Annotated in this window: 20 protein-coding genes and 1 tRNA gene; 11 read left to right on the forward strand and 10 right to left on the reverse strand. The window is 72.5% G+C overall.

Features of this window, described 5'->3' with window-relative positions; all coding sequences use genetic code 11:
• Positions 1-50 precede the first annotated feature (50 nt).
• Positions 51-878 carry a DsbA family protein gene (locus HNR13_RS08080; RefSeq protein ID WP_179605272.1) on the reverse strand — a complete coding sequence of 276 codons (828 nt, stop codon included), beginning with the start codon at positions 876-878 and terminating at the stop codon, positions 51-53.
• A 197-nt stretch (positions 879-1,075) separates the two neighbouring features.
• Here HNR13_RS08080 and HNR13_RS08085 point away from each other — a divergent pair, with 197 nt between their 5' ends.
• Positions 1,076-1,699: a class I SAM-dependent methyltransferase gene (locus HNR13_RS08085; RefSeq protein WP_179605273.1), complete on the forward strand. Its 624-nt coding sequence runs from the start codon at positions 1,076-1,078 to the stop codon at positions 1,697-1,699.
• A 9-nt stretch (positions 1,700-1,708) separates the two neighbouring features.
• On the opposite strand, the gene HNR13_RS08090 is transcribed toward HNR13_RS08085, so the two are convergent.
• From HNR13_RS08090 to HNR13_RS08100, 3 genes are all read right to left on the reverse strand, one after another.
• The gene (locus HNR13_RS08090; RefSeq protein WP_179605274.1) at positions 1,709-2,965 is read right to left on the reverse strand and encodes an alpha-hydroxy acid oxidase; all 1,257 of its coding nucleotides are present in this window, start codon (positions 2,963-2,965) and stop codon (positions 1,709-1,711) included.
• Positions 2,966-2,975: 10 nt separating this feature from the next.
• On the reverse strand, positions 2,976-3,707 hold the full coding sequence (locus tag HNR13_RS08095; protein WP_179605275.1) for a FadR/GntR family transcriptional regulator: 732 nt from the start codon (positions 3,705-3,707) through the stop codon (positions 2,976-2,978).
• A 135-nt stretch (positions 3,708-3,842) separates the two neighbouring features.
• On the reverse strand, positions 3,843-5,288 hold the full coding sequence (locus HNR13_RS08100) for an MDR family MFS transporter (protein WP_179605276.1): 1,446 nt from the start codon (positions 5,286-5,288) through the stop codon (positions 3,843-3,845).
• An 84-nt stretch (positions 5,289-5,372) separates the two neighbouring features.
• Here HNR13_RS08100 and HNR13_RS08105 point away from each other — a divergent pair, with 84 nt between their 5' ends.
• The 4 genes from HNR13_RS08105 (at position 5,373) to HNR13_RS08120 (ending at position 11,493) form a co-directional block, all read left to right on the forward strand.
• A complete protein-coding gene (locus HNR13_RS08105; protein ID WP_179605277.1) occupies positions 5,373-6,014 on the forward strand; it encodes an ArsR/SmtB family transcription factor in 642 nt (213 codons plus the stop codon).
• On the forward strand, positions 6,011-7,285 hold the full coding sequence (locus HNR13_RS08110) for an MFS transporter (protein WP_179605278.1): 1,275 nt from the start codon (positions 6,011-6,013) through the stop codon (positions 7,283-7,285). Before HNR13_RS08105 ends, HNR13_RS08110 begins: the two co-directional genes overlap by 4 nt.
• 104 nt (positions 7,286-7,389) lie before the next feature.
• A complete protein-coding gene (locus HNR13_RS08115) occupies positions 7,390-11,154 on the forward strand; it encodes an ATP-binding protein (protein ID WP_179605279.1) in 3,765 nt (1,254 codons plus the stop codon).
• A 168-nt stretch (positions 11,155-11,322) separates the two neighbouring features.
• Positions 11,323-11,493, forward strand: coding sequence for a hypothetical protein (locus HNR13_RS08120; RefSeq protein WP_179605280.1), 171 nt, complete (start codon positions 11,323-11,325; stop codon positions 11,491-11,493).
• A 10-nt stretch (positions 11,494-11,503) separates the two neighbouring features.
• Here the strand turns inward: HNR13_RS08120 and mscL are convergent, their stop codons facing one another.
• From mscL to HNR13_RS08135, 3 genes are all read right to left on the reverse strand, one after another.
• Positions 11,504-11,944 carry a large conductance mechanosensitive channel protein MscL gene (gene mscL, locus HNR13_RS08125; protein ID WP_179605281.1) on the reverse strand — a complete coding sequence of 147 codons (441 nt, stop codon included), beginning with the start codon at positions 11,942-11,944 and terminating at the stop codon, positions 11,504-11,506.
• A 61-nt stretch (positions 11,945-12,005) separates the two neighbouring features.
• On the reverse strand, positions 12,006-12,353 hold the full coding sequence (locus HNR13_RS08130) for an FmdB family zinc ribbon protein (RefSeq protein WP_179605282.1): 348 nt from the start codon (positions 12,351-12,353) through the stop codon (positions 12,006-12,008).
• Positions 12,354-12,373: 20 nt separating this feature from the next.
• Positions 12,374-12,958, reverse strand: coding sequence for a 5-formyltetrahydrofolate cyclo-ligase (locus HNR13_RS08135; RefSeq protein WP_179605283.1), 585 nt, complete (start codon positions 12,956-12,958; stop codon positions 12,374-12,376).
• A gap of 60 nt (positions 12,959-13,018) precedes the next feature.
• Here HNR13_RS08135 and galU point away from each other — a divergent pair, with 60 nt between their 5' ends.
• The 4 genes from galU (at position 13,019) to HNR13_RS08155 (ending at position 16,060) form a co-directional block, all read left to right on the forward strand.
• Positions 13,019-13,981 (forward strand): UTP--glucose-1-phosphate uridylyltransferase GalU, encoded by a 963-nt coding sequence (gene galU, locus HNR13_RS08140; RefSeq protein ID WP_179605284.1) that lies wholly within the window; start codon positions 13,019-13,021, stop codon positions 13,979-13,981.
• Between the two features lie 42 nt (positions 13,982-14,023).
• Complete coding sequence (locus HNR13_RS08145) at positions 14,024-14,686, forward strand: GNAT family N-acetyltransferase (RefSeq protein ID WP_179605285.1); 663 nt, start codon at positions 14,024-14,026, stop codon at positions 14,684-14,686.
• 142 nt (positions 14,687-14,828) lie between these two features.
• Positions 14,829-15,926, forward strand: a complete 1,098-nt coding sequence (locus tag HNR13_RS08150) for a hypothetical protein (RefSeq protein ID WP_179605286.1) — start codon at positions 14,829-14,831, stop codon at positions 15,924-15,926.
• Positions 15,927-15,984: 58 nt separating this feature from the next.
• Positions 15,985-16,060, forward strand: a tRNA-Ala gene (locus tag HNR13_RS08155).
• 69 nt (positions 16,061-16,129) lie between these two features.
• On the opposite strand, the gene HNR13_RS08160 is transcribed toward HNR13_RS08155, so the two are convergent.
• On the reverse strand, positions 16,130-16,732 hold the full coding sequence (locus HNR13_RS08160) for a LysE/ArgO family amino acid transporter (RefSeq protein ID WP_382313675.1): 603 nt from the start codon (positions 16,730-16,732) through the stop codon (positions 16,130-16,132).
• Between the two features lie 68 nt (positions 16,733-16,800).
• On the opposite strand from HNR13_RS08160, the gene HNR13_RS08165 reads away from it, so the two are divergent.
• Positions 16,801-17,688 (forward strand): LysR family transcriptional regulator ArgP, encoded by an 888-nt coding sequence (locus HNR13_RS08165; protein ID WP_179605288.1) that lies wholly within the window; start codon positions 16,801-16,803, stop codon positions 17,686-17,688.
• A 37-nt stretch (positions 17,689-17,725) separates the two neighbouring features.
• Here HNR13_RS08165 and HNR13_RS08170 read toward each other — a convergent pair whose 3' ends face one another.
• Together HNR13_RS08170 and HNR13_RS08175 are read right to left on the reverse strand one after the other, a co-directional pair.
• Positions 17,726-19,765: a heavy metal translocating P-type ATPase gene (locus HNR13_RS08170; protein WP_179609255.1), complete on the reverse strand. Its 2,040-nt coding sequence runs from the start codon at positions 19,763-19,765 to the stop codon at positions 17,726-17,728.
• Positions 19,766-20,054: 289 nt separating this feature from the next.
• Positions 20,055-22,931, reverse strand: a complete 2,877-nt coding sequence (locus tag HNR13_RS08175; protein ID WP_343063495.1) for an aminotransferase — start codon at positions 22,929-22,931, stop codon at positions 20,055-20,057.
• A 102-nt stretch (positions 22,932-23,033) separates the two neighbouring features.
• Between HNR13_RS08175 and HNR13_RS08180 the strand changes: the two genes are divergently transcribed.
• On the forward strand, positions 23,034-23,414 hold the full coding sequence (locus tag HNR13_RS08180) for a DUF3054 family protein (protein WP_179605290.1): 381 nt from the start codon (positions 23,034-23,036) through the stop codon (positions 23,412-23,414).
• Positions 23,415-23,425: the final 11 nt, after the last annotated feature.

The raw sequence follows: 23,425 nt of genomic DNA on the forward strand, positions 1-23,425 counted from the left end.
CCGAACGTACACCCGCGCGCGGCCGCCGCAGGAGAGGGAGACCGGAACGACTAGGGCTTCGGGAAGCTGTAGCTGCCGCTCGAGCCCGCGTCCTTGACCGCCGCTGCCACGAACGCCGCGAACTGCGAGGCGTCGGTGAAGCCGCCCTGGTAGCGCTCGCCGTTGACGAACACGGTCGGCGTGCCGAAGCTGCCGTTCGCCGGGTTCTTGAGCTGGGAGTTCGCGACCGCCTCGTTGGTGCGGTCGGTGACGAACTTCGAGAAGGTCTGGTCGTTCACGCACTTCGTGATGTCCGACGAGCTGACCCCTGCGCTCTTGAACAGCTCCACCATCTTGGCGTTGGTCAGGCCCGAGCCGGTCTGCTCGTCCGGCTGGTTGGCGAAGAGGACGCTGTTGAGGTCGAAGAACTTGTCGGGCTCGTAGTTCGCCACGCACGACATCGCCGCCGCTGCGCGGGTCGAGTACTGGTTGTTGGTGCTGGAGTCGAGGATGGCGATCGGATGGATCTCCAGCGTCGCCGTGCCGTCCGCCATCCACTGCTTCATCTGGGCGGAGTTCGTGGTCTCGAACTGGTCGCAGAACGGGCACTGGTAGTCGAGCCAGATCTGGATGTGCGCGGTCTTGCCGTCCAGCGTCTGCTTCGTCGGGGTGGGCTTGGCGCCCGGCGCGATCGCCGGGGTGGTGACCGCCTGGTCGGCCTTGGTGAGCAGGATGCCGCCGCTGAGCATGTTCTTCGGGTTGGCGACGCTGGTGGACCCGCCGAGGTTGGTGAAGATGATGAGCGCGATGGCGACGCCGACGGCGATGATGCCGACGATGACGGAGCTCTGGACGACGACCTTGCGCCGCTTGGCCTTCTTGGCGGCCTCCTCACGCATGCGGCGAGCGGTCTCGCGCGCCTCGGCTCGGCGATCGTTCTTCGTCGGGGTCGTCGCGCCTCTGCCCGTAGCAGCCATTCAGGTCATTCCATTCGAGAAAGTGGACAAGTCTCCAGCACCAAGCGTATGGGCAAAAGCTTTGGATGTGCCGAACACCCGGCTAGCGTGGGAGGGGTGGAGACCAGCGAGAGCGCACGATGACGGCTGACGACGGAGCGCGGAGCACCGGTTCGGAGACCGCAGGCGCGGAGTACGCGGCGAGGCTCGCGCGGCTCGACCAGTCGCGGTGGCGGCGGGTGCTCAACGTGCAGGCGCCGTACCGCTGGAACATCCGGCACCTCAAGCTCGGCCGCGTCCTCGACGTCGGCGCCGGGCTCGGCCGCAACCTCGCGCACCTCGCCAACGACAGCGTCGGGGTCGACCACAACGCCGACTCCATCGCGGTCGCGCGGGGGAGGGGCCTGACGGCGTTCACGAGCGCCGAGTTCCCGTCCAGCGGCTACGCCGTCCCCGGCGCCTTCGACTCGCTGCTGTTCGCACATGTCATCGAGCACGTCTCCCGCGAGTACGGGGTGCAGCTCGTGCGCGAATACCTCCCGTACGTCAAGCCGGGAGGCATGGTCTGCTTCATCACGCCGCAGGAGCGCGGCTACGCCAGCGACGCCACGCACGTCACGTTCACCGACTTCGAGGCGCTCGACCGGCTCGCCCGGGCGACCGGACTGTCGCCGGTGCGGCACTACAGCTTCCCGCTGCCGCGGGCGGCCGGGAAGCTGTTCACCTACAACGAGTTCGTCCTCCTCGCCCGCGCGCCGGGCTGACCGCCCGCGTCAGACGCGGGCGGCCGCGCCCGCCGAGGCGACGGGGACGAGGCGCTGCAGCTGCGTGACGTGCGCCGGGGTGAGGTCGGCGAGGGTCGGCACCTCCAGCAGCTTCATGGTGCGGACGACCTGGTCGCTGAGGATCTGGATGGTGCGGTCGACGCCGGCGCGGCCGCCCGCCATCAGGCCGTACAGGTAGGCCCGTCCGATCAGCGTGAACTTCGCACCGAGCGCGTAGGCCGCGACGATGTCGGCGCCGTTCATGATGCCGGTGTCGATGGCGACCTCGGTGCGGTCGCCGACCGCCTCCACGACCTTCGGCAGCAGGTGGAACGGGATCGGCGCGCGGTCGAGCTGACGGCCGCCGTGGTTGGAGAGCACGATCCCGTCCACGCCGAGCTCGACCAGCTTGATCGAGTCCTCGACGTTCTGCACGCCCTTGACGACGATCTTCCCCGGCCACATGCTCCGGATGATGTCGAGGTCGGCGAAGCTGATCGAGGGGTCCATCGCGGAGTCGAGCAGCTCGCCGACGGTGCCGCCGGTGGAGGACAGCGACGCGAACTCCAGCTTGGGCGTGGTGAGGAAGTCGTACCACCACCACGGCCGCGGGATGGCGTTGACGATGGTGCCGAGCGTGAGCTGCGGCGGGATCGAGAAGCCGTTGCGCTTGTCGCGCAGCCGCGCGCCGGCGACCGGGGTGTCGACGGTGAAGAACAGGGTGTCGAAGCCGTTGGCGGCGGCCCGGCGGACCAGCTCGTAGGAGATCTCCCTGTCGCGCATCACGTAGAGCTGGAACCAGTTGCGCCCGGTCGGGTTGGCGGCCTTCACACCCTCGATGGAGGTCGTGCCGAGCGTCGACAGCGTGAACGGGATGCCCGCGGCGCCCGCCGCTCCCGCTCCGGCGACCTCGCCCTCGGTCTGCATCAGGCGGGTGAACCCGGTCGGCGCGATCCCGAACGGCAGCGCCGACGGGCCGCCCCAGATCTCGCACGAGGTGTCGACGGTGGACACGTCGCGCAGGATCGACGGGTGGAACTCGATGTCCTGGAACGCCTGCCGCGCGCGGGCCAGCGACAGCTCGCCCTCGGCGGCGCCCTCCGTGTAGTCGAAGGCCGCCTTCGGCGTGCGGCGCTTCGCGATCGCGCGCAGGTCCTCGATCGTCAGGGCGGCGCTCAGCCGGCGCTTCTTCGCGTCGAGCTCCGGCTTCTTGAACGACAGGAGCTCGAACAGCTCGGCGGGCTTGGGGAGTTGGCGGGTGACCATGTTCGTGTGCCTAACGTGCGTCGGAGGTGGACGGGGACAGGGTGCGGGAGGGGGTCGCGTCGCGGTAGTAGCCGCTGATGTGGTCGTGGATGCGGGTGCGCGCCGCCGCGGGGTCGCCGGCATCGATCGCGGCGATCACGCCGCGGTGCTCGGCGCGGAGGCGCGCGGCCATGGCCGCCCAGTCCGGGATGCGCCCGGCGCCCGCGAGGACGTAGCCCTCGATCGAGCTGCGGAGGCCGGCCATCGTGGTCGCGACGACCGTGTTGCCGGCCGCCTCGGCCAGCGCGAGGTGGAACTGCGCGTCGAGCGCCAAGAACTCCGGCGCGGTGAGCGCGGTGTCGTCCATCGCGTCGAGGAGCTGGCGGGCGTCGGCGAGGTCGGCCGACCCGCGCTCGGCGAGTTCGCCCGCGACGGACGACTCCAGCAGCAGACGCGTGCTGACCACGTCCGCGACCGGGAAGCCGCTCGCGGCGACCTGAAGACGCATCAGCGCCTGCATGCCGCCGAGCGGCCGCGCGACGATGATGGCCCCGGAGCTCGGCCCCGAGCCGGTCTGGGTGCGGATCAGCCCCATGGCCTCCAGCACGCGCACGGCCTCGCGCACGCTGGAGCGCGCTACGCCGAACTCGGCGGCCAGCGCGCGCTCGGGCGGCAGGTGGTCGCCGGGACGCAGCCGGCCGTCGACGAGGTGCTCCTCGATGCGGGCGAGCACGCTCTCCCACGCCTTCGGCTCCGTCGGCATCGCGCACTCCTTATGTGGTCGGACCATATGGTCAGACCACACACTACCAGCACGCGGAAGAGGGGCCGCAACACGCCGTGACGTCACGGGGACGACGACGTGTCGCGACCCCTCTGCGGAGCGCGGTGCGGCGGGTCAGTCGGCGGCGGCGGGCGCCCGGCCGAACTCGACGTCCTCCACGCGCAAGCGCGGCATCGCGAGGCCGGCCACGATGGTCAGCGCCGCGACCACGGCCACGGCCGTGAACACCGCGGTGGAGGCGCCCTGCACGGCGGCGGGGGAGTGCGCGCCGCCGGTGCTGGAGAGGATGATCGCGTTCGCGATCGCGCCGAAGACGGCGACGCCGACCGCGCTGCCGATCGACCGCGCGAACATGTTGGTGCCGGTGACGACCCCGCGCTCGCTCCAGGCGACGCTCGACTGCGCGGCGATCAGCGTCGGCGTCGCGACGAGGCCCATCCCGAGCCCGACGACGAAGCAGCTCACCGCCACGAACAGCACGCTCGGGTGCACGCTCGTCGCTGCCAGGATGATGGTCCCGACGATCGCGATGCTGGTGCCGAGCAGGGCGGTGCTGCGGAAGCCGATCCGCAGGTAGAAGCGTCCGGAGATGCTGGCGGCGATCGGCCAGCCGAGCGTCAGCGCCGCGACCGCGAGGCCGGCGACCAGCGGGGGCGCGCCGACCGTGGACTCCAGGTACGTCGGCACATACGACGTGAGGCCGATCAGGATGGCGCCGATGCCGAGGGAGATGAGCGTGGTCGTGAGCAGCAGCCGCCGGGACAGCACCCAGAGCGGCATGACCGGCTCGGCTGCGCGGCGCTCCACGAGCGCGAACGCGACCAGCAGGAGCGCGCCGAGCGCGAAGGCGCCGATGCTCCACACCGAGTCCCACGCCCAGGCCTGGCCGCCCTCCAGCACCGCCAGGATCAGCAGCGACATCCCGGCGGTGAGCAGCGCGGAGCCCGCGTAGTCGATGCGGTGCTTCTTCGGCTCGATGGTCTCGTGGAAGCTGCGGATCAGCATCCAGGCGGCCAGGATGCACAGCGGCACGTTGACGAAGAAGATCCACCGCCACGACAGGAACTGCGAGAACAGCCCGCCGAGCGTCGGTCCGACCACCGAGGAGATCGCCCACACGCTCGCCAGGTAGCCCTGCGTCTTGGCGCGCTCGGCGACGGTGTAGATGTCGCCGGCGATGGTCATCGACATCGGCTGGATCGCACCGGCGCCGAGACCCTGCAGCGCGCGGAACGCGATGAGCGCCGGCATGCTCCACGCGAAGCCGCAGAGCACCGAGCCGAGGAAGAACAGGCCGATGCCCGCCAGGACGATCGGCTTGCGCCCGACCGTGTCGGAGAGCTTCGCATAGACCGGGACCGAGACCGCCTGCGCCAGCAGGTAGATGGAGAACAGCCACGGGAACGAGGCGAAGCCGCCCAGGTCGCGCACGATCGAGGGGACGGCGGTGGCGAGGATGGTGGCGTCGATCGCGACCAGTCCGGTCGTCAGCATCAGTGCGATCAGGATCGGTCCGCGCTCGGAGCGGAAGCCGACGCTCGCCCGGGAGATTTCGTTCATCCCTGTCAACAACAGCGCCTCACCCCGATCATTCCCCGCCGCGCCGACTTGACGTGAAAGAAGGGAACGCGCACAATCTGAAACATGTCTTTCACATCGGACGAGCGGCCCGCGCAGGGCCGTCGCGAGGACCGGCGGACGGTCACCGACCCGCGGGCGCTGCGGGCGCTCGCGCACCCGCTCCGGCTCGCGCTGCTCGACCACCTGATGGCGTTCGGCGCGCGCACCGCGAGCGAGTGCGCCGAGGCGGTCGGCTCGACGCCCTCCAACTGCAGCTACCACCTGCGCGCTCTGGCGAAGTTCGGGCTCGTGGAGCGGGTGGAGGCGGAGGACGGCCGCGAGCGTCCCTGGCAGTCGACCGCCACCGGGCTCACCCTCGGCCGCACCGAGGACCCGGCCATGCAGTTCGGCGCCGACTCCGTCGAGCGCTTCTTCGCCGACCACCAGATCGACGAGGATGCCGCCCGACTGCACCGCTCGATCGCGCAGCGCGACAGCGTGCCGCCCGAGTGGCGGGAGGCGAGCATCCTCTCCGGCTACGCCCTGCGGATCTCCCCGGCGGAGCTCCGCGAGCTGGGAGAGCGGCTGGACGCGCTGATCCGTCCCTACATCGCGCTCACCCGGCCGGACGCGCCCGACGACAGCGCGGTGGTCATGCTGGGCCTCAACGCCTTCCGGCACCCCGATCAGCCGCTCGCCCCCGACGGAGAGGCCGCCGGATCATGAGCCGCTCCCCGCTGCTTCGCCGCGACTACGCGCTGATCTGGTCGGCCGGCCTGGTGTCCGACACCGGCGACTGGCTGCTGATGATCGCCCTCCCGCTGTTCGCCTTCGCCGCGACCGGCTCCGCGCTCGGCGCCTCGACCGTGTTCCTCGCCGAGCTCATCCCGATGCTGCTCGCAGGCACCTTCCTCGGCGTCCTGGTGGACCGCTGGGATCCGCGCCGCACGATGATCGTCACCGCGCTGCTCCAGGGCATCGCCCTGCTGCCGCTGCTCGCGGCCGGCCCCGACCGGATGGGCATCGTCTACGCGGTCGCGGCCGTGCAAGCCTGCCTCGGCGCCGTGATGAACCCGGCCAGGCAGTCGATGGTGCCGCGCCTGCTGCGGCCGGACGAGCTGGGCCGCGGCAACGCGCTGCTCGCGATCAGCGACAACCTCGCCCGCCTGGTCGGCTCGCCGCTCGGCGGCCTCGCGTTCGCGCTGTCCGGGCTGCCCGGCGTCGTGATTGTGGACGCGGTGTCGTTCGCGCTCACCGCGCTCCTCGTCGCCTTCACGCGTCCGCTGGCGCCGCGGGTCCCCGAGCCGGGGGAGGAGTCCGCGCCCGCCGTCGAGCGTCGGCTGCTGCGCGAGTGGGTGGAGGGCATCGCGACGATCCTCCGCAACCGCGACCTGCTGACCATCACCGTCATCGCCGTCATCGGAAGTGTCGCGCAGGGCGTGTTCCTCGTCCTCTTCATCGTCTACGTGACGGAGAACCTGCACGCGGGCGACACCGAGGTCGGCATCCTGCGCGGGGTCCAGGCGATCGGCGGCGTGCTCGGCGGCCTGCTGACCGGAGTGCTGGTGCGCCGGATCGCGCCACGGCCCCTGATCGGCGTCGGCTATCTGATCTTCGGGGCGCTCTCGCTGCTGACCTGGAACCTCGCGCCGGTCACCACGGCCGTCTGGGTCTATGCGGGACTGTTCATCGCGATGGGCCTTCCCTCGGTCGCGACCGAGACCGGGGAGATCACGCTCGTGCAGACGATCACGCCGCGGGCGGCGCTCGGCCGGGTGTTCGCGGCGGTGCGGACGCTGTCGGGCGCGGCGCAGGGCGTCGGCCTCCTGCTGGCCGGGCTCATCGCGTCGTCGGCCGGGACGGTGCACGTGCTGGACGCCCAGGCGTCGCTCTACCTGCTCTGCGGCGTCCTGGCGCTGGTGTTCCTCGGCGGCGGTGCCCGCGCGGGCCGGGACGCCGTCCCCGAGCCTGCCGCATCCGGCAGCACGCCCTCCTGACGCGGCGACTCGGCCTGACGCGGCGACGTGCCCTGACGCGGCGACTTGGCGCGAAACCCGGCCGATTGCCAGACGTTTGGCGGTTCGGCACGTAGGGTGTCGGTGTGTGGCGACTGGATAGGAAGAGCGAGGACGACGACGACATGACGTCCGACGTGCCCGAGGGCGACGCGCTGCGTCCGGCCGCCAACACCACCTCGCCGCACTCGCTCAGCCTCGGCGAGGCCGGCCTCGTGGCCGGCAACATCGCCGATCCGGTCTGGGCGCGCTGGCGCGAGGAGATCGCGGCGATCGGCGGCGTGTCCCCGCTGCTGCACTTCGAGGACAGCCCGCGCACCCGGATCGAGCTGAGCACGACGCATCCCGGCGGCCTCCCGCAGTTCATCACCGGGCAGAGCACGCTGCTCTCCAGCCTGATCCGCGACGAGCTCGCCCTGCGCACGGCGCGGGCGGCGGCCAACGCGATCACCGCGAAGGGGATCGAGCTGCGCTCGGTCCGCGGCATCGAGTCCGTCCACCTCGCCATCGGCCTCGCCCAGTGGCGTTACGGCGCGGACGAGTTCCTGGCGCCGATCCTGCTGCGTCCGCTGGCGATCCGCCGCTACGGGCGCGACTTCGAGCTCAAGCTCAAGGGGCAGCCGTTCCTCAACCCGGAGCTGGCGCGCGCGCTCTCCGAGCAGTTCCAGATCACCCTCGACGCGAACGCCTTCGTCGCGCTCGCGCTCGACAACGGCGCGTTCAAGCCGCAGCCGGTCATCGACCGCCTGCGCGGCCTGACCTCGCACCTGCCCTGGTTCAACGTCCAGCCGCGGCTGGTGGTGTCGTCGTTCGTGGACGTCGCCCCCGCGCTGCGCGCCGAGGCCGAGGACTTGGACACCACGCTCCTCGACGCGCTCGCCGGCAACCCGACCGCCCGCACCACGATCGAGAGCGCCTTCAGCCCGGCCCAGCCCGTCCGCCAGGACGAGCGGCCGCCCGCCACCGACTCCCTGCTGCTCGACGCCGACGAAGAGCAGGAGAACGTCGTCGCTCAGATCGCCGCGGGCAACTCCCTGGTGGTCAAGACCCTGCCCGGCACGGGAGGCACCCAGACGATCGTCAACGCGGTCGGCGCCCTCGTCGCCCAGCACAAGCGCGTCCTCGTCGTCGGCCCGCGGCGGTCGAGCCTCGAGGACATCGCGCAGCGGTTCGCCAAGGTCGGCCTGCCCGGCCTCGCCGTCACGCCGCGCAGCCTGCGCCGCGACCTCATCCAGTCCATCGGCCGCAACGAGAAGGCGGAGCAGCCGCGCGTCACCGACGTGGACGACGCGCTGGTCCGACTGCGCAAGGTGCTCCTCGACTACCGGGCGGCCCTCGCCCGCCGCGACCCGGTGCTGCACGTCTCCGTGCTCGACGCGCTGCGCGAGCTCTCCCGGCTCGCCCTGCTCCCGTCGCCGCCGTCCACCACCGCGCGCCTGAGCCGCGCCTCCATCGCAGCGCTCGCCACCGGCCGCGACGCCGCGGCCGACGCGCTCATCCGCGCTGCCCGGCTCGGCGAGTTCCGCTACGGCCCCAACGACTCGCCCTGGTACGGCGCCTCGTTCGGCACCACCGAGGAGGGCAAGTCCGCCCACGACCTCGCCAAGAAGCTCAGCCGCGCGGAGCTGCCCCGGCTCATCGACCGCGCCAAGGCCCTGATCGGGCAGACCAGGATGCGGCCGTTCGAGTCGATCGCCGAGCTCGGCGTCTACCTGCGGCTGCTGCTCGACGTGCGGGAGACGCTCGACCGGTTCACGCCCGCCGTCTTCGACCGCTCGATCGCCGAGCTGATCGCCGCCACCTCCTCGCGCCGCGAGTCGCCCGCCATGTCGGGGGCGAACCGCCGCCGGCTGCGCAAGCTCGCGCTGGAGTACGTGCGGCCCGGCGTGCACGTCACCGACCTCAACGAGAGCCTGCGCCGCATCCAGCAGCAGCGCATCCTCTGGAACCGCTTCGCCGTCGCCGGCGTCGTGCCGGAGGTGCCGGTCGGCATCGCCGACGTGCAGGTCGCCTACCAGCGCGTCGCGGAAGACCTCGCCCGGCTCGACATCCCGCTGCGCCGCACCGGCACCCCGCAGTCGCTCTCGGTGCTGCCGATCGACGAGCTGGTCCGCCAGATCGCCGGCCTCGCCGCCGAGTCGGAGGTGCTGGCCAACCTGCAGGAGCGCACCGCGCTGCTCGGGCAGCTGCGCGAGCGCGGGCTCGACCCGCTGCTGTCCGACCTGTCGGTCCGGCACGTCCCCGAGTCGCAGGTCAGCGCCGAGCTCGAGCTCGCCTGGTGGCAGTCGGTGCTGGAGGCCCTGCTGGCCTCCGACCGCGCTCTGCTGAGCGGCAACACCAGCGTGCTCGACCGCCTGGAGGCCGACTTCCGCCTCGTGGACGAGGCGCACGCCTCCGCCACCGGCAAGCAGCTGGCGTGGATGCTCGCGGAGACCTGGAAGATCGGCATCGTGGACTGGCCGGACGAGGCCAAGGCGCTCAAGAAGCTGCTCACCACGACCACGCCGACCGCCGCGTCGCTCAACGCCGCCGCCCCGCACCTGGCGCGCCCGCTCGCGCCGGTCTGGCTGGTCTCGCCCTACGAGGTGCCCGCGATCGACGCGGAGGTCGCCTTCGACGCCGTCGTGCTCGTCGACGCCGGCGCCTCCAGCCTCGCCGAGAACGTGCCCGTGCTGCGCCGCGCCCGCCAGGTGGTCGCGTTCGGCGACCCGGTGACCCAGACCCCGTCCCGCTTCGACACCGGCGTGCACGAGTACGGCGGCACGGTCGAGGACGTCGACGTCGACGCGCTGCACGCGGACTCCGCCCTCGGCCGGCTCTCCGAGCTGCTGCCGGTCTACACGCTGGCCCGCAGCTACCGCGCGGGCGGCGAGGACCTCGCCGAGCTGGTCAACCGCCGCTTCTACGGCGGCAACATCGACTCGCTGCCGTGGGCGGGCACCTACCTCGGGCACGGCAGCCTCGCCTTGCACTATGTCACGGGCGGCCAGGGCATGCCGGACTCCGACACCGGCGCCGTGGAGAGCACGGACGCCGAGGTGGCGAAGGTCGTCGAGCTCGTGCTGCGGCACGCGACCGACCGTCCGCGCGAGTCGCTCATGGTCATCACCGCGAGCGAGCGCCACGCGGTGCGCGTCAACCAGGCGGTGCTGGCGGCGTTCGCCAAGCGCACGGAGCTCGCCGAGTTCATCCTCGGGGACGGCCCGGAGCCGTTCTCGGTGGTGACGCTCGAGCAGTCCGTCGGCCAGAGCCGCGACCGCGTCGTCTTCTCGATCGGCTACGGCCGCACGCCGCACGGCCGCCTGCTCTCCAACTTCGGCGCCCTCGCGGAGCCGGGCGGCGACCGGCTGCTGGCGGTCGGGATGACCCGCGCCCGCCGCGGCATGGACATCGTCTCCTGCTTCCGTCCGGACGACATCGACGACTCCCGGATGCGCCACGGCATCGCGGCGCTCGCCCAGGTGCTGGGGGAGGCCGACCAGCTGCAGGCCGCGGTCCCCGAGTACCTGAGCCCGGACGCGGACCCGATGGTCGTGGACCTCGCCAAGCGCCTCGCCCGCCGCGGGCTGGACGTCCAGGTCGGCTACCGCGGCAAGCTCACACTGGTAGCGTCGAACGCGGGCCGCGCCGTGGTGGTGGAGACGGACGAGGACGTGAACCGGGGCAGCCTCCGCGAGTCCCTCCGGCTGCGCCCGGACGTGCTGCGCCGCCTGGGCTGGCACTACCTCCGCGTCCACAGCTTCGAGCTGTTCGCCGACCCGGACGCCGTGGCCTCCCGCATCGCCCGCCTCATCGGCGCCGACGACGAGGCGACCACGGAGACGGCGCCGATCACCCTGCCGTCGCTCTGACCCTCCTCCTCCTCCCATTCGTGACGAATGTCGCGAATGGCGCCGCGAAAGCCGACATTCGTGACGAATGTGGAGCACGCACTTTCGTGACGAATCGCGCGAATGGCGCGGGCGAACGCGACATTCGGCACGAATGTGGGCGCGGGGTCTGACGGTTACGCTGGAGGGGTGACCCAGAAGCCCGACGCCGAGCGCCCCGCGCGCCGGTCCCGCCGTGTGCAGCGTGCCGGCGCGCCGGGCGCCGACCCGACGCCGCGGGTTCCGGAGCGGGACCGCGAGGAGGGCTCCTGGTCGCCGAACGACGAGCAGCTGCGGCGGGACGTCCCGCCGCACTACTGAGCGGCCGCCGCTACGGCAGCGGGTCGGCGTGCCGGCCGGCGCTCGCCGACGGCGGTGCCTGCTGGGCCTGCAGGAGGTCGCGGATCTCGCTGAGGAGGTCCAGCTCGGTGACCGGGGCGTCCGGCTCCACGACGCCCTTCTTGCGGAGGCGGTCCATCCGCTCCTTGAGCTTGTTGATCGGGAACACGAAGACGAAGTAGACCACGACGGCCACGATCAGGAAGTTGATGATCGCGCCGAGGACAGCGCCGAACTTGATCTCTGCGCCGTTGAGGTGCACGATCATCGCCTTGTCGAGCGAGCTCGCCTTGAAGAACGCGCTGATCAGCGGGTTGAAGAGGTTCGTCACGATCGACGTCACCACGGCGGTGAACGCGGCGCCGATGACGACCGCGACCGCCAGGTCGATCACGTTCCCGCGGAGGATGAACTCCCTGAAGCCTTTGAGCATGACCGGTCCTTTCGCCAGGTGGATGGAACTGGTGGTGCGGTGCGCCCGGGCGGGCGGGGGATCAGGCCGCGGAGCCCGAGGTGCTGGAGCCGGACGACGACGAGCCGGACGACGACGACCCGGACGAGGCCGAACCAGACGACGACGACCCGGAGGCCGACGACGACGACCCGGAGGTCGAGGACGACGACGACCCGGACGACCCCGCCGACCCACCACTCGTCTTGGTACCACCGCGCGAGTCGGTCCGGTAGAACCCGGACCCGTTGAAGGTCACGCCGACGGCGCCGAAGACCTTGCGCAGCGTCCCGCCGCAGTTCGGGCAGACCGTGAGCGCGTCGTCGGTGAACGCCTGGTGGATGTCGAAGGCGTGGCCGCAGTCGCGGCACGAGTAGGAGTAGGTGGGCATGGTCTTCCGTGTCGTGTGTGTCAGGAGAACTGGACGATGCGGGTCGGGGTGACCGCGCCGTCGACCGGCTGATCGTGCCGCTCGCGCGGGACCTCGTCCACGAGCTCGCCGTCGAAGACGACGGCGTACACCGGGGGACATTTTTCCATGCTGCCCAGCGTCTTGTCGAAATAGCCGCGGCCCCAGCCCATCCGCATGCCGCTCGCGTCCACGGCGGCGGCCGGTACGAGGATGAGGTCGACGTCGTTGATGGCGATCGGCCCGAGCAGCTCGCCGACGGCCTCCGGCATCCCGAACAGCCCCTCGGTCTCGGTCTCGCCGTCGCCGGTGGTCCAGTCCAGGAGGCCGTCCTCGCGGGACACCGGGAGCAGGACGCGCACGCCCTGCGTCAGCGCCCAGTTCACGAACGGGCGGGTGTCCGGCTCGATGGTGGTGGAGAGGTAGCAGGCGATGGAACGCGCCGACAGGTCCGTCGCGAGGTCGACCAGATTCCGGGTGATTCCGGCCGTCGCGGCCTGCCGCTCGGTGCTCGTGAGGTTCTGCCGCCGCTCCCGCAGCTCGGCGCGCAGGGCGCGCTTGCGATGGGCTGCGGTGTCCGTGTCCATAGCGCAATCCTAGAAGATCCCCTTGAGAGGGACGGTGCGAATGCGGATACTGTGGGCGCTATGGCTAATCACGTCACGAAAGCAGTCATCCCCGCGGCCGGACTCGGCACCCGGTTCCTGCCGGCCACCAAGGCGATGCCGAAGGAGATGCTGCCGGTGGTCGACAAGCCGGCGATCCAGTACGTGGTCGAGGAGGCCGTGGCGGCGGGGCTGCACGATGTCCTCATGGTCACCGGCCGCAACAAGAACGCGCTGGAGAACCACTTCGACCGCAACGCCGAGCTGGAGGACACCCTCGAGAAGAAGGGCGACACCGACCGGCTGCAGAAGGTCAACTACTCCACCTCGCTGGCCGACCTCCACTACGTGCGCCAGGGTGACCCCAAGGGTCTCGGCCACGCCGTCCTCCGCGCCAAGATGCACGTCGGGCGCGAGCCGTTCGCCGTGCTGCTCGGCGACGACATCATCGACTCCCGCGACGACCTCCTGCAGCACATGCTCGACGTCCAGCACCGCTACAACGCCACCGTCGTCGCGCTGATGGACGTGCCGCGCGAGTCCATCCACCTCTACGGCGCCGCGGCGATCGAGGAGACCGGCGACGACGACGTGGTGCGCATCACCGGGCTGGTCGAGAAGCCGGACGCCGACAAGGCGCCCTCGAACTACGCGATCATCGGCCGCTACGTCCTGCGCCCGGAGGTGTTCGACGTGCTCGAGCGCACGGAGCCGGGCCGCGGCGGCGAGATCCAGCTCACCGATGCCCTGCAGTCGATGGCGCAGGCGCCGGACTGGACCGGCGGCGTCTACGGGGTCGTCTTCCGCGGCCGGCGCTACGACACCGGCGACCGACTCGACTACATCAAGGCGATCGTCCAGCTCGCGGTCGACCGGGAGGACCTCGGGCCGGAGCTGCGGCCGTGGCTGAAGGACTTCGCCGACGGCCTCCACGACGAGCCGCGCGAGATCCTGGACGAGATGCCGACCGACGCGGCTGACGCGCCGGAGGACGTCAACCGCTAACGTCGTATCTGCGGCGCGAGGTCGTCGCAGAAGGAGGACGCCGTGGCGTTCGTCATCCCCACGCTGAGCGAGGGACGCATCGGACTGCGTCCGATCCGCCTGCGGGACGCGCGCAACCTGGAGCGCTCGCTGCTCGACAACCGCACCTGGCTGCGCCAGTGGGAGGCCACCAGCCCCTACGCGCCGGGCGCGTTCGACACCCGCGCGAGCATCCGCTCCCTTCTGGCGAACGCGCGCGCCGGCCACGGCCTGCCGTTCATCGTGGAGTACGACGGCCGCCTGGCCGGACAGCTCAACGTCTCGTCCGTCACCTACGGCTCGCTCTCCAGCGCCACCATCGGCTACTGGATCGCCGAGGAGTTCGCCGGCCGCAACATCACGCCGACCGCGGTCGCGCTGGCGACCGACTACTGCTTCTACCAGCTGGGCCTGCACCGCATGGAGATCTGCATCCGCCCGGAGAACGCGCCCAGCCTGCGGGTCGTCGAGAAGCTCGGCTTCCGCTACGAGGGGCTGCGCCGGCGGTACATCCACATCAACGGCGACTGGCGCGACCACTACTGCTTCGGGCTGGTCTCGGAGGAGCTCCAGCAGGGCGTGCTGCGCCGCTGGCTGGACGGGAACGCGCCGACGGAGGCCGCCGCCGTGACCGCGGAGGACCGCGCTGCCGCCTCCGTCCCGCTCCCGGTGGCCCGGCGCCGCTGACCCCGCCGCACCGCCGCGGGAGCGCTGCGCCTCCGTCAGCGGCCGCTGCACGCCGGTTGCGCGCCCGCTGAGAGTCCTCTCCATCGAAGACACACCCGGGCGCTGACCGGGAGCGCGCCCGGGCGACCCCTACCGTAGAGGCATGAACGGGGATGTGATGGGCGGTGGGGTGGTCGTCGCCATCGCGGCCGCCCTCTGGCTGGCCTACCTCGTCCCGGTGTGGCTGCGTCGCCGCGAGTACCTGGCGACGGAGCGCAACGCGGTGCGGCTGCAGCAGACGCTCCGCATCCTCGCCGAGACGAGCGAGCTTCCGGACGAGGTCCGCATGGAGGCGACCGCGAAGACGGTGGCGGAGCAGCAGCGGATCCTGCGCAGGGCGGAGGAACGCCGCCTGGCGACCGCGCGCGCGGAGGCCGCGGCCCACGCGCGCCGCGAGCTGGCCATCGCCGAGGAGCGCCGCCAGGCCGCGGAGGAGGCCGAACGCGCCGCGGCGGACGCCATCGCCCTGGAGCGCGCCTCCCGCGCGGCAGCGGCCCAGCGGGCACGCGCCCTCGCCGCCCTGCACGCACGCCCGGTGCTCTCGCCGCAGCGTCGCCGTCGGCTGCGCCGTTCCCGTGCCGTCTGCACGCTCGTGCTGGTCGCCGGTCTGGTGGGTGTCGCCTCGGGCGCCGCACTCCTGCTCGCGACCGGCGCCTGGCTGCTGCCCGCCGCGTCCGTGATCGTCACCGTGGCCGCCCTCGGGATGCTGAGCCGCCTGTCCCGGTCGGCCAAGGCCGCGCCGGCGCCCGTGCCGTTCATCCCGGCCGCGCCCGCGTCGCCCGCGCTGTACGACGACGCCAAGCACGATCTCCCCGTCCAGGAGGCCCTGCGCCAGAGCTGGACGCCGCAGCCGCTCCCGAAGCCCCTGCACCTGTCGCCCGGAACCGTGGCCGCGGCCGCGATGGCGTCGGTGGACGCCGCCGCCGAGCTCCGCCGCGCCGCCGCGCGTGCGGACTTCGAGCGCAAGGCGACCGCTGTCGCCGAGGCGGCGCCGGCCGCGCCCGCACCGGTCCGGCTGCGCCCGGTCGCGGCCGTTCAGGAGGCGGCGCCGGTCGCCGTGGCCGCCGCGCCGCGTCCGGCTCCCGCGCCGATCGTGGAGGCCGTCCCGAGCGTGTACTCGAGCATGGGGATCGTCGGCTCGGTGGACGACGGCGCCCTCGACCTGGACGCCGTCCTGCGCCGCCGCCGCGCCGCGAGTTGAGCGCCGCTCGATTTCGGATCGGCACGACGGGAGTGCTATTGTTTCTAAGCAGTTCCCCGGGGCTATGGCGCAGTTGGTAGCGCGCTTCGTTCGCATCGAAGAGGTCAGGAGTTCGAATCTCCTTAGCTCCACCACCAGAAGAAGGACCGCCAGATGGCGGTCCTTCTTTCGTTGAGGCTGCCTTTCGCTCAGGCGGCGCGAGGTCAGACCACCAGCATGATCGCGAGCACCAGCATCAGCACGGCGATCCCGGCGTCCAGCACGCGCCAGGCCGCCGGCCGCGCGAACACCGGCGCGGCCACCCGGGCGCCGAAGCCGAGCGTCACGAACCAGAGCAGGCTCGCCGTCGCCGCGCCCGCGCCGAACACCCAGCGGCCCGGATCGCCGTGCGTCGCGGAGAGCGAGCCGAGGAGCAGGACGGTGTCGAGGTACACGTGCGGGTTGAGCCAGGTGATCGCCAGGCACGTGGCGATCGCCGCGGCGAGAGTCCCGCCGCCGCTGGTGGCGGCGGTCAGCGTGCTCGGGCGCACCGCGCGGACGGCGGCGAACACCGCGTAGCCGACCAGGAAGGCGAAGCCCGCCCAGCGCACGATCACGAGCGCGAGCGGAGCAGCCTTCACCAGGGTCCCGATCCCGGCGACCCCGGCTGCGATCAGCGCGGCGTCGCTGGCGACGCAGATCGCGACGACTGCCAGCACGTGCTCGCGGCGCAGGCCCTGCCGGAGGACGAACGCGTTCTGGGCGCCGATGGCGACGATGAGGGCGGCGGCGGAACCGAGGCCGGTGAGGTACACGGAGAGCACCACTCGACGATAGGCAAGAAGCAGCCTTCAGTACAGCTCAATTTTCTTACGAACCATTAGCATCGCTGTTGATGGACGCTTCCACCGACCAACTGAGGACGCTCGCCGCCGTGATCGACCACGGCACCTTCGACCGCGCCGCCGCGGCCCTGCACATCACGCCGTCCGCGGTGAGCCAGCGGATCAAGTCGCTGGAGGAGCAGAGCGGCCGGATCGTGGTGCGCCGCAGCAAGCCCGTCCAGGCGACGGAGGCCGGCGCAGTGCTGCTGCGGCTCGCCCGCCAGGTGGCGCTGCTCGAGGCCGAGGCAGCGGCCGAGCTGGAGGGCGACGAGGGCGGCACGGCGGCGCCCACCGCGATCCCGCTGGTCGTGAACGCCGACTCGCTCGCGACCTGGGTGCTGCCCGCGCTCGCGACGCTGCCCGGGTCGGTCTTCGACATCACGCTGGACGACCAGGAGCACACGATCGGGCGGCTCCGGGACGGCACGGCGATGGCGGCGATCGGCTCCGACGCCGAACCGGTGCAGGGCTGCACCGTGAGCGCGCTCGGCGTCATGCGGTACCGGCCGGTCGCCAGTCCCGCCTTCGTCGCCCGGTGGTGCCCGGACGGCTGGACTCGGGAGCGGGCGGCGGTGGCGCCGGTGCTGGTCTACGACCGCAAGGACGCCCTGCAGGACCGCTACCTCGCCCGGTTCGCGCCGGGCGCCCACCCGCCGCGGCAGTTCGTCCCCGCGTCGACCGAGTTCGCCGGCGCCGCGGCGCTCGGCCTCGGCTGGGGGATGGTGCCGGACCTCCAGGCCGACCCGCTGGTCGCGGACGGCCGCCTCGTCGTGCTGGACAGGGACGGCGCGGTCGACGTGCCGCTGTACTGGCAGCAGTGGTCGCTCCGGTCGGCCGCGCTCGACGCCGTCGCCGCGGCGATCGCCCGAGCGGCCGCGGCGGCGCTGCGCCCCGCCTGAGCCGCCCCGGTCGCCCGGCCCGCGTGAGCCGGAGAGGCTAGAGCGCCTCGGGCCGCAGGTCGAGGCGGCGCAGCAGCTGGGCGTTGAGCGCGACGACGATGGTCGAGAGCGACATCAGGATGGCGCCGACCGACATCGGCAGCACGAACCCGATCGGCGCGAGCACACCGGCCGCGAGGGGCACCGACAGCAGGTTGTACCCGGCCGCCCACCACAGGTTCTGCTGCATCTTGCGGTAGCTCGCGCGCGACAGCCGGATCACCGACAGCACCGACCGCGGATCGTCGCTGGCGAGGATGACACCGGCCGACGCGATCGCGACGTCCGTCCCCGCCCCGATCGCGATGCCCACGTCGGCGCGCGCCAGCGCGGGGGCGTCGTTGACGCCGTCGCCGACCATCGCGACCCGGCGGCCCTCGGCCTGCAGCCGCGCGACCGTGGTCTCCTTGTCCTCGGGCCGGACGCCCGCGAACCAGCGCTCGATGCCGAGCTCGGCGGCGACGGACGCCGCCACGGCCTCCGCGTCGCCGGTGATCATCACGACCTGGAGGTCCTGGGCCCGCAGTGCCTGAACGGCCTGGCGGGACTCCTGGCGGATCTCGTCGGCCAGGCGGAGCGCGCCCGCGGTCCGCCCGTCGACCAGCACGTGCAGGATGATCGCGCCCTCCGCGCGCCACGCGGCGGCGACCGGGCGCTCGTCCGCGCCGCGGAGCTCCAGCAGCGCGGGGCCGCCGACCTCCACGCGATGTCCGTCGACGGTCGCGGAGACTCCGACCGCCGGGGAGGCCGTGAAATCGCTCGCAACGGGCACGGCGAGGCCGAGCGCCGCGGCGCGGTCGACGATCGCGCGGGCGAGGGGATGCTCGGAGTCCGCCTCCGCCGCGGCGGCGAGGGCGAGCACCCGGTCGTCATCGCCGTCGGTGTCGATGCCGGTGACGGCGGGCTCGCCCTTGGTCAGCGTGCCGGTCTTGTCGAACAGCACCGTGTCGACGGTGCGCATCGTCTCCAGCGCCAGTCGGTCCTTCACCAGGACGCCGCCGCGGGCCGCCCGCTCGGTGGCGATCGAGACGACGAGCGGGATCGCGAGGCCGAGGGCGTGCGGGCAGGCGATCACGAGCACGGTGATGGCGCGGACGACCGCGTCGTCGGGCAGTCCGACGGCCGTCCAGACCACGGCGGTGATGACCGCGGAGCCGAGCGCGAACCAGAACAGCCAGCCCGCGGCGCGGTCGGCGATGCGCTGGGCGCGTGACGAGGAGTTCTGGGCGTCCGCGACGAGCCGCCGGATCCCGGCCAGCGCGGTGTCCTCACCGACGGCCGTCACCTGGACACGGAGGGCCGAATCGGTCGCGACCGTGCCGGCGATGACGGGGTCGCCCTCCCCGCGGGCGACCGGGCGGGACTCGCCGGTGATCATCGACTCGTCCACCTGCGCCGCGCCGGACGCCACGCGCCCGTCGGCGGGGACCCGCCCGCCCGGGCGGACCAGCACGACGTCGCCCAGCGCGAGGTCGGCGGGGGAGACGACGACCGTGGTGTCGCCCTCCAGCTTCTCCGCCTCGTCGGGCAGCAGCGCGGCGAGCGAGTCGAGGGCGGAGGTGGTCTGGGCGAGCGAGCGCATCTCGATCCAGTGGCCCAGCAGCATGATGACGATGAGGAGGGCGAGCTCCCACCAGAAGTCGAGCCGGTGGTCGAGGAGTCCGAGGGTGGCGCCCCACGACGCGACGAAGGCGACGGTGATCGCGAGCGCGATGAGCAGCATCATGCCGGGCTGCCGGGAGCGGATCTCGGAGACGCCGCCGGACAGGAACGGCCGGCCGCCCCAGACGAACATGACGGTGCCGAGCACGGGGGAGACCCACGGCAGCCACGCGGTCTTGGGGAGTTCGTAGCCGAGGATCATCGCGAACGCCGGCGAGCACAGCACCACCGGGACGGCGACGACCAGCATGATCCAGAACAGGCGGCGGAACGCGGCGACGTGGCCGGAGTGGTCGTGACCGGAGTGGTCGTGACCCGCGTGGTCGTGACCGGACTGCGCGTGTGCGGAATGGTCGTGGGTGGCGTGGTCGTGCATGGCGTGGTCGTGAGCGGAGTGGTCGTGGGCGCTGTGGTCGTGATCGCCGTGGTCGTGGTCGCCGTGCTCGTGCGTGGCGTGCTCGTGCTCGGCCTCGTGCTCGACGGCCTCCGCCTCGCTGTGCTCCGAATGCCCGCTCACGCTGTCCTCCGCTTCTCGCCGCGATACCCAGGAGGGGTATCAGATCCATTACGACTGTATACCCACCAGGGGTACCAGTCAAGGCGAGCGGAGGCAAGCGGAACCCCGCCACGGGCCCCGCATGGGCCGGGGCGCGTCCCCCTCGCGGCTAGATCGTCGCCAGCACCAGATCCAGCGCGTCCACGAACCGGTCGGCGCTCTCGCGGGTGATGCACAGCGGCGGCTTGATCTTCAGCACGTTCTTGCCGTCGCCGGTGGGCTGGACGATCGCGCCCTCCTGCAGCATCCGCTCGCAGACCAGCTTCGCCTCGGCCGTCGCCGGCTCCAGCGTCTCCCGGTCGCGCACCAGTTCGAGCCCGAGGTACAGCCCCATGCCGTGCACGGCGCCGACGAGGGGATGCCGCTCGCCGAGCGCGCGCAGCCGCCCCGCGAGGTGGTCGCCGACCTCGGCCGCGTTCTCCTGCAGCCGTTCGTCGCGCATCACGTTCAGGACCGTCAGCCCCACGACCGAGCTGACCGGGCTGCCGCCCGCCGACGAGAAGAACGAGCCTTCCGCCGCGAACGACTCCGCGATCTCCCGGCGGGTGATGACCGCGCCGAGCGGGTGCCCGTTGCCCATCGCCTTCGCGACCGTGATCACGTCGGGGACGACGCCCTGCTGCGCGGAGCCCCAGAAGTAGTGCCCGAGCCGGCCGTAGCCGACCTGCACCTCGTCGGCGATGCAGACACCGCCGCGCGCCCGGATCCGCTCGTAGACGCCCGCCAGGTAGCCGTCCGGCAGCATCAGGCCGCCCGCGTTGCCGAAGACCGGCTCCGCGATGAACCCCGCGACCTCCTTCCCGGCCGCGTCGAGCGCGGCGAGCTGCTCGTCGAGCTCGGCCAGGTACGCGGGGCCGGAGCCGGCGCCGCGGTGCCGGCCGTGGAACACGTTCGGCGACGCGATCAGCTCCACCCAGTCCGGCCGGGTCTCCAGGGCGCGCGGGTTGTCGCCGAGGGACGACGAGACGGCGTCGGCGCCGACGGTCCAGCCGTGGTAGGCCTCCGTGACCGCGAGGACGGTGCGCCGGCCGGTGTGCACCTGCGCCAGCCGGAGCGCGAGGTCGACCGCCTCGCTGCCGCTGTTGACGAGGAAGACCGTGTCGAGACCCTCCGGCGCGACCTCGGCGAGGCGCTCGGTGAACCGGGAGAGCTCCTCGTAGTGGAAGCGCGAGTTCGTGTTGAGCAGCGCCCACTGGTCGCTGACCGCGCGCACGAGCCGCGGGTGCGCGTGGCCGATCTGGGTCACGTTGTTGACCATGTCGAGGTAGCTCTGCGCCCGGGTGTCGAACAGGTGGTGCCGCCAGCCGCGCTCGATCAGCGGAGGCTCGGCGAAGTAGTGCTCCTGCACACGCGCGAACGAGGAGTCGCGGCGCGCCAGCACGTCAGCGGGGTCCGGCGCCGGAGCGGCCGGCTCGACGCCGAACAGGGCGGCCGGGTCCGGGGAGACCCCGCTCCACACCGACAGCGGCAGCGCGGGGGTGACGAAGGCGGGCGGCCGCCAGCCGGGCACGCGGCTCAGCTGCACGGTCAGCCGCACGGCGCTGCCGATCGCGTCCCCGCGCCCGACGGCGGCGGTGGTGAGCGGCCGGGACAGGCCGTCCAGCCAGAGGTCGAGGCCGTCGCCGTGCAGCAGCCACGCGCCGCCGACGAGCCGCAGCTCGCCGCCGAACGGGGCGTGCACGACCGTTCCGGCGGGGACGTCGAGCGTCACGCCGAGCGCGATCGTCGCGGACGGCTGCGAGCGGTCCAGCCGGGCGCGGGTCAGGCGGGCCTCGGCGTAGCGGGTGAGCGCGTGGCCGTGCTCCCGGCAGATCCGCTCCAGCACCGCGTCCTCGGAGCCCGGGCGCTGCCAGCGTCCCTCGTCGAGGTCGTGGCCGGCGACGGAGAGGTCGGCGAGGTGTGCGTCGGTGCTGTCCAGCGCGATCAGGCGCCCGAGGGCCGCGGCGCCCTCCTGCGCACCGGTCGCGGCGAGGCGGGCGCGGATCGCGGCCTCCACCTCGGCGAAAGGGAGGCGCCGCGCCACGTCGAAGGCGACCCACTCGTGCGCGCGGTTCTCGTCGGCGTACGCGTTGTCACCGTCCAGGGCGACCTGCTGCTCGCCGCTCACCACGAGCACCGCGCCGCGCAGCACGACGAGCGGCCAGAGCGCCGCGAGGTCGGCGTCGTCGAGCGGCGACTCCGCGTGGAACGCCTCGATCAGGTCGAGGACCGCCAGCGGGTCCTCCGGCTGGTGGTGCAGGGCGCTCGTCACCGTCGCCGCGAGCTCGGCGACCAGCCAGCCCTCGGCGACGTCGCCGAAGTCGATCACGCCGGGGCCGTCCGCGCCGAGCACGATGTTGTCGTCGGTCACGTCGCCGTGGATGGCCTGCACCCGCAGCCGGCGCCGCAACGGCTCGAGAGCGGCCAGCGCGGCCTCCGCCGACTCCACGACGGCCCGCCGCTTCGCCGGCTGGGGGACGTGCCCGGCGAGCAGGGCCACCACGTCGCCGCCGATCCGGGCGTCCCACTGGGTCGTGCGGGCGAGCCCCGGGTGCCGCAGCCCGGCGAGCCCGGCGGCGATGCTCCCGGACAGCCGGCCCAGGGTGCGCAGCTGTTCGGGGCTCAGCCGCGCCACATCGGTCAGCGGCTCGCCGTCGAGGAAGCCGAGCACGCGCGCGTTGAGGGTGCGGCCGCGCACCTCCACGGCGACGACCTCCGCCCCGTCGCGCGCGGGCAGAACGGCGGGGATGCGCGCGTCGGCGTCCGCCAGCACGGCGAGGGCGGCGTTCTGGGCGTGCAGCTCCTCGGCGGAGAACACCGGGTTGGCGATCTTGAGCACGTAGCGCCCCTCCCCGGTGTCGACGAGGAAGTTGCGGTCCTGGTTGCTGCCGAGCTCGGTGATCCGCCCGGTCAGCCCGAACGCGCTCTCGGCGACGGCCGCCGCGTCGTCGGCGCCGACCTCCGGGCGGGGCAGGGACGGCTGGACCAGGAAGTCGGAATTGGGCACGGATGCTCCTCGGCTGCGGGGGCTGGACGCCGCCAGTCTATTGAAGCTCTCGCACACGGCGCACCCAGCGAACGTACGGGCGCGGCAACGTAGCATCGACGCGTGAAATCCTGGAGGACAGCGGTCGTGGCGTTCGTGGTCGACGCCGTGCTGATCCTCGCGTTCGTGCTCATCGGACGCCGTAGCCACGGCGAGGCGGCGACGGTCGGCGGGGTGCTCACCACCTACTGGCCGTTCTTCATCGGCCTGGTCGCCGGCTGGCTGGTCACCTGGGCGTGGCGCCGCCCGCTCGCGCTGATCTGGCCGGGTGTCCCGGTCTGGCTGATGACGGTCGCGCTCGGGATGCTCATCCGCACCTCGGCCGGCCAGGGCGTCGAGCCCGCCTTCATCGCCGTCGCGTTCGTCGTCCTCGGGGTGTTCCTGGTCGGCTGGCGGATCGCCGCGATCCCGTTCGCCCGCAGGCGGGCGCTGCGGCGCGTCTAGCCGGCCGCTCG

The organism is Leifsonia shinshuensis, assembly GCF_013410375.1.
In the GTDB taxonomy this organism is placed as follows: Bacteria; Actinomycetota; Actinomycetes; order Actinomycetales; family Microbacteriaceae; genus Leifsonia; species Leifsonia shinshuensis.

Bases quoted from the DNA above. Each gene is read 5' to 3' on its own strand.
- HNR13_RS08080 (WP_179605272.1), bottom strand. From the start codon at position 878: ATGCGTGAGGAGGCCGCCAAGAAGGCCAAGCGGCGCAAGGTCGTCGTC.
- HNR13_RS08085 (WP_179605273.1), top strand. From the start codon at position 1,076: ATGACGGCTGACGACGGAGCGCGGAGCACCGGTTCGGAGACCGCAGGC.
- HNR13_RS08090 (WP_179605274.1), bottom strand. From the start codon at position 2,965: ATGGTCACCCGCCAACTCCCCAAGCCCGCCGAGCTGTTCGAGCTCCTG.
- HNR13_RS08095 (WP_179605275.1), bottom strand. From the start codon at position 3,707: ATGCCGACGGAGCCGAAGGCGTGGGAGAGCGTGCTCGCCCGCATCGAG.
- HNR13_RS08100 (WP_179605276.1), bottom strand. From the start codon at position 5,288: ATGAACGAAATCTCCCGGGCGAGCGTCGGCTTCCGCTCCGAGCGCGGA.
- HNR13_RS08105 (WP_179605277.1), top strand. From the start codon at position 5,373: ATGTCTTTCACATCGGACGAGCGGCCCGCGCAGGGCCGTCGCGAGGAC.
- HNR13_RS08110 (WP_179605278.1), top strand. From the start codon at position 6,011: ATGAGCCGCTCCCCGCTGCTTCGCCGCGACTACGCGCTGATCTGGTCG.
- mscL (WP_179605281.1), bottom strand. From the start codon at position 11,944: ATGCTCAAAGGCTTCAGGGAGTTCATCCTCCGCGGGAACGTGATCGAC.
- HNR13_RS08130 (WP_179605282.1), bottom strand. From the start codon at position 12,353: ATGCCCACCTACTCCTACTCGTGCCGCGACTGCGGCCACGCCTTCGAC.
- HNR13_RS08135 (WP_179605283.1), bottom strand. From the start codon at position 12,958: ATGGACACGGACACCGCAGCCCATCGCAAGCGCGCCCTGCGCGCCGAG.
- galU (WP_179605284.1), top strand. From the start codon at position 13,019: ATGGCTAATCACGTCACGAAAGCAGTCATCCCCGCGGCCGGACTCGGC.
- HNR13_RS08150 (WP_179605286.1), top strand. From the start codon at position 14,829: ATGAACGGGGATGTGATGGGCGGTGGGGTGGTCGTCGCCATCGCGGCC.
- HNR13_RS08165 (WP_179605288.1), top strand. From the start codon at position 16,801: ATGGACGCTTCCACCGACCAACTGAGGACGCTCGCCGCCGTGATCGAC.
- HNR13_RS08170 (WP_179609255.1), bottom strand. From the start codon at position 19,765: ATGCACGACCACGCCACCCACGACCATTCCGCACACGCGCAGTCCGGT.